This is a genomic window from Photobacterium leiognathi, from assembly GCF_030685535.1.
GTDB lineage: Bacteria > Pseudomonadota > Gammaproteobacteria > Enterobacterales > Vibrionaceae > Photobacterium > Photobacterium leiognathi.
The window spans coordinates 2,546,836-2,559,898 of record NZ_CP131601.1 but is presented as its reverse complement, the minus strand read 5'-3'; the positions used below and the strand labels follow the sequence as shown (position 1 = coordinate 2,559,898).

Genomic DNA, 13,063 nt, shown 5'->3' with positions numbered 1-13,063 from the left:
TTTAATTTGCTGGCGCTTTCCTTTCTAGTCTAATTCGTTAACGTCTAATTCCCATCCGGCTTTATGCCAATATTCTTGTTCTGTTTTCAGATCGGCTGCCAGTAGTTTATTTTCCTTTGTCCATCCGTCAGGTAACGTTAGTTGCCAATGCTCATTGTTAGCGCTTACTTTCAGCTTAGGTAGTGGTTCATCACTACGTTGACCATTGAATACCACAGCCAAGCGAAGGGTACGAATTAGCGGGTAAAGGTGCTTGCGTTTATAGATGGTGAGCTCTGGCATTTCAGCCAGTTTTAATGCTTTACGTTGAAAGCGTACTAAGGTCGACAATACGGTTTGTTGTTCTAAATTAAAGCCAGGCATTGTGCTATAGCGAAGTAAGTAAGCACTATGGCGGTGAAAGCCAGGGTAGCTAATACTTAATCCAACTTCATGGAGTAATGCGCCCCATGATAGCAAAGTTGATAGCTCCGTTTTCTTGACGCCCGGTTGCGTATCAATTTGATTGTAAATATCAACGGCTGTGGTTTGTACTCGTTTGGCTTGAGCGGTATCGATATTGTATTGTTTTGCCATCGCCGTTGCGGTGCGCACACGAATATCGGAATGGCGGAAACGTTGCTCCATTTCATACAGCAAGCCTTCGCGCAATGCGCCACTGGAAAAGTGCATATCTTGAATATCAAGCGCTTCAAAAATCGCACTAAGAATGGCTACCCCAGCGGCAAAGACAGGCTTTCTGTCTTCACTTAATCCCGGTAAATCAAGATCGTCTTGATGCTTAAATGCGGTAATATCATCAAGCAGTCGTTTCAGCCTCGCCGATGTGATCACACCATCACTGTGCCCTTGGGCAATTAATACTTCACGAATGGCTTTGATGGTGCCTGATGAACCTAAGGTTTTATCCCAGCCAATATCAAGGTATTTAGTGGCGATACTTTCGAGTTTTTGTCTTGCCGCTAATTGTGCAGCAGCAATGTTTTTATGACTCAACTTGCCATTGGCAAAGAATTGTTTGTTATAGCTGACACAGCCCATGTGCTTGCTATAAAGAATATGAGTGTCAAACTCTTCACCAATCACTAGCTCTGTACTACCACCACCAATATCAATGATCAGTTTCTTGCCTTTATCTGGCTGAGTGTGCGCCACACCAAGGTAGATCAAACGAGCTTCTTCAGTGCCGGGAATTATTTCAATCGGAAAGGGTAATATACGTTCGGCACGCTGAAGAAAAACGTGAGCATTTTGTGCTTGCCGTAGGGTATAGGTTGCCGCAATACGGACATTTTCAGGTTCAAACCCTTGTAGTCTTTCAGCAAACATTGCCAAGCAGCTTAAGCCACGGTTGATCGCTGCTTGGTCGAGGTTTTGTTGTTTATCAAGCCCAGATGCGAGATGAACACGCTGCTTATGACGGCTAACGATTTGCAAGCTTTGTCCCACGATACGTGCTACTACCATATGAAAGCTATTCGATCCTAGATCGATAGCGGCAATCTCACGAGGTTGGGAAGAGTGATTAGTTTCTGTCATCGTGTCTCTCTGCTCTTTCAGCATGCTTTTTGAGTCGTTTTTCGCTGTGTTTCAGATAATCATAAATGGCTGTTTGTGAGCGAATTTTGCGACGATTACCACGAGGTACATAATGATTGTGCATCCCTTCATCAATCACACGGGCTTTGACTGTGTCGCACAGTTGAATGTTGAGAATATCGATAATGCGTTGTTTGAGTGTTGGGGACTTAATTGGGCAACCCACCTCAATACGATTATCAATGTTACGGCTCATCCAATCTGCTGATGAAATATAAACATCAGGATCACCATTGTTTTCAAATACAGCGACGCGAGGGTGTTCTAAAAATCTATCGATGATACTGATCGCGGTGATGTTATCGCTGATCCCTTTAATTCCCGGTACCAATGAACACATACCACGAATGATTAATTTGATTTTTACACCATTGTTGCTGGCTTGATACAGCATATTAATCAAGCCTCTATCAACAAGGTTGTTGACCTTAAGTGTAATACCGGATGGTAAGTTTTGCTTGGCGTGTGCAATTTCTCTATCGATTAATTCGTATAAACGTGAGCGTGAGTTACGTGGTGAAACGATGAGTTGTTCAAAGTTAACGGGGCGATAAGGGTTAGCGATATAACCAAATACTTGTTTGACTTCATCGGTGATAGATTTATCGCATGTTAATAGTGAAAAATCGGTATAAATACGGGCTGTCTTTTCATTGAAATTACCGGTACCAAGATGCGCATAACGAACGAGTTCATTGCCTTCTTTTCGGGTGATCAAACATAGTTTGGAGTGTATTTTTAAACCCGGAACACCAAAGATCACATTAACTCCAGCTTCTGTTAATCGTCGTGCCCATTCGATATTGGCTTCTTCATCAAAGCGAGCTTGAAGTTCAACTACTACGGTCACATTCTTGCCGTTATTAGCCGCATCGATCATGGAATCAATGATCCGTGAGTTTTTTGCTACACGGTAGATGTTGATCTTAATACTACGCACTTTGGGATCGTAAGAGGCTTGACGTACCAACTCTGTCATATGATTAAATGTGTGGTACGGATAGTAGAGCAAAATATCTTGTGCTTTGATGGCATCGAAGGCATTACGAGCCGATTTGAAATGATAGCTCTCAATGGGTGTGAGCTCTTTATTTTCAAGGTAACTTCTGCTGACATTCGGAAAGCCGATAAAGTCTTTAAAGTTATGGTAGCGTCCTCCCGGGATCACACTATCGTAGCTAGAGACTTTTAGCTTATCGCACAATACGTTGATCATTTTACCCGGCATATCTCGCTGATAAACAAACCGAACAGGCATTGCAGTTAAGCGTTGGTTTAAGCCTTCCGACATTTGTTCTAATAAGCTATGTTCAACTTCTTGGCTTAGATCGTATTCGGCATCACGGGTCATTTTCATTGCATAGACGGCAAGGGCATCGTATTCAAAAAAGCCATTAAATAAATCGTCGATACAAAGACGAATAATGTTGTCGAGTAAAATTAACGTTTTGTGTCGTTTACCTTTGGTTTTCGGTAATTGAACAAAACGAGGAAGCTGATCTGTTGGTATTTCGATAAGGGCATAGTGGGTTTCATCACCACGATTTATCGCTACCGCAAGATAAGAATATTCGTCTTTTAATACTTGCAGAATATCAACATCGTCAGTCAGTAATATTGGGGTGACGTGCGGTAAAATTGTTTGTTGGAAGTAATGTTTTAGCCATGCTTTTTGGCTGTCTTCTAACTGTAATTCGTTAACTAAGAAGATATGACGGCGCGCCATTTCGAGCAGAATTTCATTATAAAGGGTATCGAAGTCTTGATTGAGCTTCAGTACACGACTTTGAATTTTGCTTAATAGCTGTTTGGCTTGATCGCCTCCACCTTGTTCTTCATTAATTAAAATTTGGCGTTTTACATCAGCAAAACGCACTTTGTAGAACTCATCTGTATTGCTAGAAAAAATACCGAGAAATCGCACACGTTCAATTAAAGGGACAGATTTATCTGCCGCTTCTTGTAATACACGTTCGTTAAAAGAGAGCCAACTTAACTCTTTTTCAATATATAGATCGTTGGTGTTCATTCGCGGTATTCATCCTTGTACTTCGGGTATGGCGGTATTGATATTTCGCTGTGAAATATCATGGTAAAGATAAGGGATAAGCGCTACATTGAGTGCTGTTCATTAGCACCTATTTTGCAGCGTTATTTGATGTTATTGCTCAATATCTATGGTTAAGTCATCTGCCAATAATTCAAGCTGTTCTTGCACTACATCTATGCCGAGATCGGCAGGTAGTTCGAGCTGAAATTGCGCTTTGAAAATAGGGTAGCCCCAGTTAGGTGCGCTTTCGGTACTGGTTTTGAGTTTGTATATATTCACGCCTAGTTGATGTAGGTGAGTGGTTACTTCTTTAACAATACCTAACCGATCGTTACCTGTAACGGTTAGCTTCTGCATGATCTGTTGTGAGGAAGCTTTGATTTGTGCCTCGACGATATGGATCTGAAGACCGTCTATTTGCGATAATGCACTGCTAAGCTGTTGAATATGTTGAGCTGAAACTTCCACTTGCACAATACCTGCAAATTGCCCACTGAGCTGGGTTAATGAGCTTTTGAGCCAATTTGCGCCATTGTTATAAACCGTATCTGAGAGTTGCTCTACTAATCCGGTTTTATCTTTACCGATAACAGTAATAATGAGTTGTTTCATTACATATTTCCTTATTATTGGTTGCTAGTGAACTGACAATAAAGCAACAAACTGATTGATTGTTATTAATAATTATCCTAACAACTATTTAGGCTGTCTATGGTGCGTTAGGACGTAAATGAGTAAATGCGTAAGTAGTCATAATTCATTTATTTGGCGTAACATTTTCTTTCAGCATTAATTTATAAATTTGCGCGATGTGGAATTTTAGAAATATCGCCTGTAATAAAAGTGTCATTAAATAGCAATACACTTTAGCGCGTATAAATAGGTTTGAGGTAATAATGGCACATGCCAGTTCATTTTTAATGGGAGAAAATCAGCTTCGCCGAGTGAAAGACAAGTTAGCACGGTTAGGGGTAACCGCTGGCGGCATCTTTGTGCTAGTGACGTTAGTGCTGATCTTTTTCTATCTGCTTTACGTTATCGTACCTATTTTCTCTTCTGTTTCGGTAAAACCCAATCACTCGTTTTCCTTAGCGCTGCCGGGACAAACGGCGCAAGTAGGTATCGATGAAAGTAATACCTTGGCCTATCGTTTTACAACGGATGGGCAGGTTGACTTCATCCGTTTATCGCCTTCACCTGCTGCTGGTAAAGTGATTAAACAGCGTACTATCGTTGATGCCCCTACTGCTTTTGCGACCAGTCTGCCTCGTGACGGCTTAGTGGCTTACGCCATGAAAGGTGGCAAGATTAAAATTGCCAAAGCTGATTTTAACTTCACATTTGAAAACGATAAAAAGCAGTTATTTCCTGTATTGGATTACCCGATTGGTAAAACGCCATTAACCGTTCTACCTACGCCAACAAAAGTAGAACAACTCGCCATATCTGGGCGTGATAACCTCATCATGCTGGCAGCTTATACCGAGCAGCATCAGTTATATTTAGCTCGATTAGTAAAAGCGGACTCAACGATAAATCCAGATCAAGCATGGCATCAGTCGTTATTTGAAGTGCGTGATATTCCTAATAAGGTTGAGCAACTTGTATTAACGCCTGATGGTAAGACGCTGTATGCATTGAGCGATTCCACTTTATTTACTTATAGCTTGAATCATCAGCAAGCAGAGTTGAGAGCAAAAACACCATTATCAGCGGATAAATCTATTCAGCCTGAGCGTATCGATTTATTGTCCGGTGCTAATTCACTGCTGATCACTAATTCCAATAACACGATTTCACAGTGGTTTGAGGTGGTGAAAGAGGGTAAGCGTCAGCTTATCAACGTTCGTGACTTCCACTTTTCAGATAGTCCAATTGTGAAAATTGTACCTGAGTATTACCGCAAAGGTTTTTTTGTGGTGCAGAAGGATGGGCGAGTATCTGCTTATTATACTTCTGAGCGTGATGTGATTTATCAACATCAGGTATTTGATAAGGTGCCGCAAGATATAGCTATTTCACCTAAAGCTAATATGCTGTTAACCCTCGATAATGGGGAATGGCAAAGCTATAAAGTGAATAACTCGCACCCAGATATTGGTATCTCTTCGTTATGGCAGAAAGTTTGGTATGAAGGTTATCCAGAGCCAGATTATGTATGGCAATCTACATCTGCCAGTGACGAGTTTGAGCCTAAATTGAGCTTGGTTCCTATCATCTTTGGTACGTTAAAAGCGGCAGTGTTTTCGATGCTATTTGCGATCCCATTAGCATTGGCTGGCGCGATTTATACAGCATACTTCATGTCATCAAAAGTAAGGCGCTTAATTAAGCCAACCGTGGAATTAATGGAAGCGCTACCCACAGTAATATTGGGTTTTCTTGCTGGTATTTGGTTAGCACCGATTGTCGATCAAAACTTAACTGGTGTAGCACTGAGCTTTATTGTATTACCGCTTAGTATGATAGTGATTGGCTTTATTTGGTCGATGTTGCCGGGACGTTGGCGTTCACGTATTCCTAATGGCCTTCACATTGCGTTGTTGATCCCAATGATTGTGCTGGTGGGTTATGGCTGTTTTGCTGTCAGCCCTTGGTTATCTCAGCAACTATTAGGTGGCGATTTACAAAGCTATTTATCACAACATTATGGTATTGGTTACGATCAGCGAAATGCGTTAATTGTCGGTATTGCGATGGGCTTTGCTGTGATCCCAACCATATTTACCATTGCTGAAGATGCGGTGTTTTCTGTACCGCCACATTTAACTAAAGGTTCATTAGCCCTTGGTGCAACGCAATGGCAGACCTTAACTAAAGTCGTGTTATTAACGGCAAGTCCGGGTATTTTTTCTGCGGTGATGATGGGTTTAGGTCGTGCAGTCGGTGAGACCATGATTGTGCTGATGGCGACGGGTAATACTCCGATCATGGATTGGAATTTACTCCAAGGTTTAAGAACATTAGCAGCAACCATTGCGATTGAAATGCCGGAATCTGAAGTGGCAAGCTCGCATTATCGAGTGCTTTTCTTAGCCGCATTTGTGTTATTTGTGTTTACCTTTGTTTTCAATACGATTGCAGAGGTTGTGAGGCAGCGTCTACGTGAAAAATACAGTTCATTATAAGGACGTGGTACGTTCATGATTAAATGGTTTAAATCAGGCTCACCTTGGATTTGGGTAACGGCTGGTGCGGTTAGTATCAGTCTTGTTGCCGTATTAGGTTTATTGCTATTGATTGGCTATAAAGGCTTGAGCTATTTCTGGCCTTCGCTGGTTTATCAATTTGATATTGATGTAACAGGTAAAACTCAAACCGTGATCGGAGAGCTATACGACAGCAAAGCGATCCCACTTCAGCAATTGCGTGAAGCTGGTGTGGATGTATCGCAGCTATCTGAGCCTGTTGAGATGCGTTATTTGATCAAAACAGGTAACCGTGAACGTTCAGGTAGTGACTTTATCACTGTGCTTAATAGTCAAATTAAGCAACAGAAAATTGCTGATAATATCGCAGTTGTCGATCGTGAAACGAACGGTAAGTTCTACGGCTACCCAATGGCGATTATTGCTGATGGCGTCCGTAATAATATGGATTTTTTGCCAGAAGCATTGGCTGAAGCATCTAGCGTACGCAAAGAGCTGAAAACATTACAATCGGTAGAGGTGGCTGATGCTAACTGGCATTTAGAAAAACTGCGTCTTGAGAAACGCCAGTTAGCATTGAAAGGCAAACTAACACCGGAAGAGCAAAGCCGTATTGAACGTGATGAGCTCAATTACAACACGATCTATAAGAATATAGAGAATCGCTTATTTGCGCTTCAAGCACAGTTAGATAGTGCAAGTTTGTTATTGCGTGATAGCCAAGGCAAAACGATCACTGTACCTATGTCTCAGGTACTTGATATTTGGTATCCCAACAATCTCACCTTCGTTGAGAAATTCCAGCACTGGGGTAGTGAAGTCTATAAGTTTTTAACCGAAGCACCACGAGAAGCAAATACTGAAGGTGGGGTATTCCCGGCTATTTTTGGTACTGTTTTCATGGTGTTACTAATGAGCGTGATGGTGACGCCATTAGGGGTGTTAGCCGCGATTTATCTGCATGAATATGCTGGTAATAATTCATTTACCAAGTTGATCCGAGTGGCGGTCATCAACCTAGCAGGTGTACCGTCGATTGTTTACGGTGTGTTTGGTTTAGGCTTTTTTGTTTATATGGTCGGTGGCACCATTGATGATGTGTTCTTCTCGGCACAATTACCCACTCCAACTTTTGGTACTCCTGGCATTTTATGGTCAGCTTTAACCCTTGCGATCATGACATTACCCGTGGTGATTGTTTCGACGGAAGAAGGCTTATCGCGTATTCCTAGCTCGATCCGCAATGGCTCATTAGCGTTAGGTGCAACCCAAGCTGAAACCTTATGGCGAATTGTTTTGCCAATGGCAAGCCCTGCGATTATGACGGGGTTAATCTTGGCAGTTGCTCGCGCAGCAGGGGAAGTAGCACCATTAATGTTAGTGGGTGTAGTAAAAATGGCACCGACATTGCCTGTTGATGCACATTTCCCTTTTGTTCACTTAGATCGTAAGTTTATGCACTTGGGTTATCATATCTATGATGTTGCATTCCAAAGCCCGAATGTAGAGGCAGCAAGACCTTTGGTTTACGCCACTTCGTTTTTATTAGTAACCGTAATTGTCAGCTTGAACTTAACGGCAATTGGGATCCGTAATCATCTGCGTGAGAAATTCCGCGCTTTAGAGCAGTAATTTCGCAGTAGATATTTGATTATTTATAGAGAGAAGATTATGCATTCAGTAACACCATCAATGGGCTTATTTGAGCCTGTCGATCTCTCTTCATTACCAGATGAACAAACCGCTTTATCGATTGAAGGGCTTAACCTGCATTATGGTAAAACACAGGCGTTGTTTGATATCAATATGCGGATCCCTAAAGGTCAGGTAACGGCATTTATCGGACCATCAGGTTGTGGTAAATCGACGTTATTAAGCTGTATTAACCGCATGAATGATTTGGTCGAAGGCTGCCATGTCGATGGTAAAATTATGCTACATGGTCAGAATATCTATGATCCGAAAGTTGATGTAGCCTCACTACGTCGTCGAGTTGGTATGGTATTCCAACGTCCTAATCCTTTTCCTAAATCCATTTATGAGAACGTGGTGTATGGCTTACGCTTACAAGGGATCAGCGAGAGGCGTATTCTAGATGATGCGGTAGAAAGCGCGTTGCGAGCGGCTGCATTATGGGATGAAGTGAAAGATCGCCTACATGAAAACGCCTTTGGTTTATCTGGTGGTCAGCAGCAACGTTTAGTGATTGCTCGTGCAATTGCTATTGAACCTGAGATTTTACTGCTTGATGAGCCAACCTCTGCGTTGGATCCGATCTCAACATTGACCATTGAAGAGTTGATAAATGATTTAAAGGCCAAATATACCGTTATTATCGTAACGCATAACATGCAACAGGCGGCGCGCGTTTCAGATCAAACAGCCTTTATATATATGGGTGAGCTGGTGGAATATTCGAGCACCAATGATATTTTCACCACCCCGAGAGAAAAACGCACTGAGGATTACATTACAGGGCGCTATGGTTAAGGAAACACCATCATGTTAAACAACATTAGTCTTGGTCGTCATATTTCTGGTCAGTTCAACCATGAGCTAGAAAGTATTCGTACCCATGTATTAGCCATGGGCGGCTTGGTTGAGCAGCAATTGGCTGATGCGTTAAAAGCGCTACACAAGCAAGAAGAAACATTAGCCAAACGAGTGATCCAAGATGATCATAAAGTGAATGCCATGGAAGTGGCTATCGATGAAGCTTGTACGCGCATTATTGCCAAGCGTCAGCCTACGGCCAGTGATTTACGCCTTGTGATTGCTATCATTAAAACCATCACTGATCTTGAACGTATCGGTGATGTGGCAGAAAGCATTGCGAAAGTAGCATTAGGTAACTTCACCACGAAGCAATATAACTTGTTAGCCTCGCTTGAATCCTTAGGGCAAAATGCAGTACGAATGCTGCATGAAGTGTTAGATGCATTTGCACGTATGGACGTTAAAGCTGCGATTGATGTGTACCAAACCGATGATCGTATTGACCGTGAATATGAAGCGATTATTCGTCAGCTAATGACTTACATGAAAGAAGATCCTGACTCCATTCCAAGTGTAATGAAGGTGATGTGGGCGGCACGTTCGATCGAGCGTGTAGGCGATCGTTGTCAGAATATTTGTGAATACATTATCTATTTCGTACAAGGTAAAGACATTCGCCATACCAACCCAGAAGATATTAAAAATATCTTGTAAGGATCTAGCTTAAAAGATGTTGTAGTGAAAGATATTTGAAAGGGCGCATTGATTTTATATAGAGTCAATGCGCCCTTTTATTTTGCTTAATAGTTTGACTACTTTGATAGCTGGTTAAGCTGCTGAACTACTGTTTTAATCGTTTCAGCACTGGTTACAGGGATCTGGAAATCATCAATTGCAGCACTTCCCATATGAGCACTTGTTGAGATATTTGTCATCGCACTAGGGCGAGTGGTTTTACCTGACAAGTGGACTTCATGAATACCCGTAGCGGTGACCAGCTCACGCACATTATCGGGATTAACACCTGCGCCAGCCATAATGCTCAGTTTATTACCGCAATAGTTCACCATCTCTTTTATCATCTTGCTACCAGCAGGAGCATTAGACGCTAGGCCAGAAGTCAGTACTCGTTCGCAGCTATATTGCATGACGGTATCAAGTGCTGCAAACGGCTCAATGCATTGATCGATAGCACGATGGAAAGTCACCCCTAATCCATTCGCTTCTTTGACTAAGCTTGCCACGATGTCTTTATCAATATGACCTTGCTTAGTCAGCGCACCAATCACAATCCCTTGTAATCCTGTTTGGCGAGCGGCATAGATATCAGCCAGCATGATTTCAACATCTTCACTGCTAAATAGAAAATCCCCTTGGCGAGGGCGGATCATGGCATAAACGGGTACTTTTGCATGTTTAGCAGCTAACGCCATAAAGCCAGAGCTTGGTGTTAAGCCACCGAGAGTTAATGAAGAGCAAAGCTCAATACGGGTTGCGCCGCCTTGTTGGGCATAATGCAGGGATTCAATATTATCGATACAGACTTCAAGTTGGATAGACATACTGTTTTATCGCTTAGAAAAGAATGATCAGCAGTGTAGATGATTGCGTTAGAAGGGGCGAATAGCGGTAGGGTGATCTGTGCGGTTGATTATAAATTACAGATAAAAAAAGGGCTCGGTATGCTCCGAGCCTCATTATTCTTTTATTTAAGCTGACTTAATTAGCTTTATTTTTTATTTGCTTCTTGTCAGATAACACCGTTGAGCGTGGTGTTATTAGGTAATTACTTACCTAGGTCTGAAGTGTGCTCAGATAGGTAGTCTGCTACACCTTTAGGTGATGCATCCATACCTGCTTTACCTTCTTCCCACTGTGCAGGACACACTTCACCGTGTTTTTGGTGGAAGTTTAGTGCGTCTACCATGCGTAGCATTTCGTCGATGTTACGGCCTAGTGGTAGGTCGTTAACAACTTGGTGACGAACAAGGCCGTCTTCGTCGATTAGGAAAGAACCACGGAAAGCAACGCCTGCTTCTGGGTGCTCAACGTCGTAAGCTTTACAGATTTCGTGCTTAACGTCAGCAACTAGTGGGTACTTAACTTGACCGATACCGCCGTTTTCAACAGCAGTGTTACGCCATGCGTTGTGAGAGAATTGAGAGTCGATAGAAACACCGATTACTTCAACGCCTTTCGCTTGGAAATCTTCGAAACGCTTGTCAAAAGCGATTAGCTCAGATGGACATACGAAAGTGAAGTCTAGTGGGTAGAAGAAAACTACCGCTTTTTTACCTTTAGTGAATTCTGCAAAGTTGAAGTTATCAACGATTTCGCCGTTACCTAGAACAGCTGCAGCAGTAAAATCTGGTGCTTGACGACCTACTAGTACCATTTTGGTGCTCCTAAAATATTGGGGTTTTGCCAACCTTCTTTGGTTAGCTCCATACTTGGACGAGACAAACTATAGCCAAACTGTTAAATTGAAAAAAGCGGAATAAACAGATTGAAGTAATCGAAAAATACGATGAATAAGTTTCCCTCGTTAAAACAATTGCATTACCTAGTAACTTTATCGGAAACCCGTCACTTTGGCGAAGCGGCAAAAAAGTGTTTTGTGAGCCAATCGACACTTAGTTCAGGGATCCAAAACTTAGAAGATTTATTAGATTGTCAGCTAATAGAGCGTGACAATAAATCATTGGTATTCACCAGTATGGGCGAAGAAGTCGTGGTTCGCTCACGAGAATTGCTTGCACGCAGCCAAGATTTGATAGAACTATCTCGTTCTTCTGGTGATGGAATGGAAGGGCCGTTACGGGTGGGTTGTATTCCAACTATTGCCCCTTTCTTATTGTGCGATTTAGTGCAAGAAGTTAACCGACTGTATCCAAAACTTAACTTATTACTGCGAGAAGATACGACGACCAATTTGTTAGCGGCTTTGCGTAACGGTGAAATGGATGTATTGATCCTTGCGTTGCCAGTCGAAATTAATGGTATGAGTAGCAAAGTGGTGGGGCGTGATGCTTTTAAGATGGTGATAAGTAAAAACCAAGCTGAACGTGTATCAGTGCCGTTACGTTATGCTGACTTACCGGATGAATCGGTTTTTCTACTAGAGAAAGAGCATTGCTTAACCGAGCATGCTGTATCTGCGTGTCGATTAACGACCAAAGAAAAGATTAACCCTTTTACTGCAACCAGTCTTCATACCTTGGTACAAATGGTTGCTAATGGCCTAGGTACAACCTTTATTCCACAGATGGCGATTGAGCACGGGATTTTAGATAATCAAAATCTTGTGGTGATTGAGCCACCAGGCCAAGCGGCATTTCGTGAAATTGGCTTAGTATGGCGTCCAACATCAAGTCGATTAAAGACGTTTGAAAAGCTAGCTGAGATTGTTGAAACGCTACTTTAGTCTAAAGAGTGACTGAATGAACACGGTTAAAGACCTGAATTATGTGCTGTTGTGATTATTATCAATGATAAAAAATGGCATATTTTCAGGTTTTTTTTATTTAAAATTATCTTAAGTAAAAAAAAGATATAATTTGGACTAAAACTCTGGTGTATAACTATATTTAGATTATTGTTCTGTTTGCTTGATTGGCTTTAACGTGCTGTTTTGTCGGTTTTTTTTGTTTCGTGAAGCAAACAAAGAATTGTGTATATTATCACTAAGATCTCACACTGTTTAATTCCTTTCTGCCTTACCCTTATTTACCTTAAAAAAATCAATTAATTATTTTCTAATAATAAAAGT

Annotated in this window: 10 protein-coding genes; 5 read left to right on the top strand and 5 right to left on the bottom strand. The window is 41.8% G+C overall.

Going from position 1 to position 13,063, the window contains the following annotated elements; all coding sequences use genetic code 11:
* Positions 1–24: 24 nt before the first annotated feature.
* The 3 genes from ppx to Q7674_RS18610 all read right to left on the bottom strand — a co-directional run bounded on the left by ppx (position 25) and on the right by Q7674_RS18610 (position 4,261).
* Entirely contained in the window at positions 25–1,539 is a 1,515-nt protein-coding gene (gene ppx / locus Q7674_RS18620) for an exopolyphosphatase (protein WP_045064529.1), read from the bottom strand.
* Positions 1,526–3,628 (bottom strand): polyphosphate kinase 1, encoded by a 2,103-nt coding sequence (ppk1, locus tag Q7674_RS18615; RefSeq protein WP_107229682.1) that lies wholly within the window; start codon positions 3,626–3,628, stop codon positions 1,526–1,528. The genes ppx and ppk1 overlap by 14 nt, the downstream gene beginning before the upstream one ends.
* Before the next feature lie 132 nt (positions 3,629–3,760).
* A complete protein-coding gene (locus Q7674_RS18610) occupies positions 3,761–4,261 on the bottom strand; it encodes a glycine cleavage system transcriptional repressor (protein ID WP_045064528.1) in 501 nt (166 codons plus the stop codon).
* 284 nt (positions 4,262–4,545) lie between these two features.
* Here Q7674_RS18610 and Q7674_RS18605 point away from each other — a divergent pair, with 284 nt between their 5' ends.
* The 4 genes from Q7674_RS18605 to phoU are packed head-to-tail and all read left to right on the top strand — an operon-like array spanning position 4,546 to position 10,008.
* Positions 4,546–6,777 carry an ABC transporter permease subunit gene (locus Q7674_RS18605; protein ID WP_045064526.1) on the top strand — a complete coding sequence of 744 codons (2,232 nt, stop codon included), beginning with the start codon at positions 4,546–4,548 and terminating at the stop codon, positions 6,775–6,777.
* 15 nt (positions 6,778–6,792) lie between these two features.
* Entirely contained in the window at positions 6,793–8,430 is a 1,638-nt protein-coding gene (gene pstA, locus Q7674_RS18600) for a phosphate ABC transporter permease PstA (RefSeq protein ID WP_305423074.1), read from the top strand.
* A 39-nt stretch (positions 8,431–8,469) separates the two neighbouring features.
* Positions 8,470–9,288 (top strand): phosphate ABC transporter ATP-binding protein PstB, encoded by an 819-nt coding sequence (gene pstB, locus Q7674_RS18595; RefSeq protein WP_023931398.1) that lies wholly within the window; start codon positions 8,470–8,472, stop codon positions 9,286–9,288.
* A 12-nt stretch (positions 9,289–9,300) separates the two neighbouring features.
* On the top strand, positions 9,301–10,008 hold the full coding sequence (gene phoU, locus Q7674_RS18590; protein WP_008987770.1) for a phosphate signaling complex protein PhoU: 708 nt from the start codon (positions 9,301–9,303) through the stop codon (positions 10,006–10,008).
* A gap of 98 nt (positions 10,009–10,106) precedes the next feature.
* Here the strand turns inward: phoU and Q7674_RS18585 are convergent, their stop codons facing one another.
* Both Q7674_RS18585 and Q7674_RS18580 read right to left on the bottom strand, forming a co-directional pair.
* Complete coding sequence (locus Q7674_RS18585) at positions 10,107–10,856, bottom strand: copper homeostasis protein CutC (RefSeq protein WP_045064523.1); 750 nt, start codon at positions 10,854–10,856, stop codon at positions 10,107–10,109.
* 224 nt (positions 10,857–11,080) lie between these two features.
* Positions 11,081–11,689, bottom strand: coding sequence for a peroxiredoxin C (locus tag Q7674_RS18580; RefSeq protein WP_008987768.1), 609 nt, complete (start codon positions 11,687–11,689; stop codon positions 11,081–11,083).
* A 132-nt stretch (positions 11,690–11,821) separates the two neighbouring features.
* On the opposite strand from Q7674_RS18580, the gene Q7674_RS18575 reads away from it, so the two are divergent.
* Positions 11,822–12,718, top strand: a complete 897-nt coding sequence (locus Q7674_RS18575) for a hydrogen peroxide-inducible genes activator (protein ID WP_023931401.1) — start codon at positions 11,822–11,824, stop codon at positions 12,716–12,718.
* Positions 12,719–13,063: the final 345 nt, after the last annotated feature.

Excerpts from the sequence above, each read along its gene's own strand:
- Q7674_RS18575 (WP_023931401.1), top strand. The coding sequence starts at position 11,822 with ATGAATAAGTTTCCCTCGTTAAAACAATTGCATTACCTAGTAACTTTA.
- ppk1 (WP_107229682.1), bottom strand. The coding sequence starts at position 3,628 with ATGAACACCAACGATCTATATATTGAAAAAGAGTTAAGTTGGCTCTCT.
- ppx (WP_045064529.1), bottom strand. The coding sequence starts at position 1,539 with ATGACAGAAACTAATCACTCTTCCCAACCTCGTGAGATTGCCGCTATC.
- Q7674_RS18610 (WP_045064528.1), bottom strand. The coding sequence starts at position 4,261 with ATGAAACAACTCATTATTACTGTTATCGGTAAAGATAAAACCGGATTA.
- phoU (WP_008987770.1), top strand. The coding sequence starts at position 9,301 with ATGTTAAACAACATTAGTCTTGGTCGTCATATTTCTGGTCAGTTCAAC.
- Q7674_RS18605 (WP_045064526.1), top strand. The coding sequence starts at position 4,546 with ATGGCACATGCCAGTTCATTTTTAATGGGAGAAAATCAGCTTCGCCGA.
- pstB (WP_023931398.1), top strand. The coding sequence starts at position 8,470 with ATGCATTCAGTAACACCATCAATGGGCTTATTTGAGCCTGTCGATCTC.
- Q7674_RS18580 (WP_008987768.1), bottom strand. The coding sequence starts at position 11,689 with ATGGTACTAGTAGGTCGTCAAGCACCAGATTTTACTGCTGCAGCTGTT.
- pstA (WP_305423074.1), top strand. The coding sequence starts at position 6,793 with ATGATTAAATGGTTTAAATCAGGCTCACCTTGGATTTGGGTAACGGCT.
- Q7674_RS18585 (WP_045064523.1), bottom strand. The coding sequence starts at position 10,856 with ATGTCTATCCAACTTGAAGTCTGTATCGATAATATTGAATCCCTGCAT.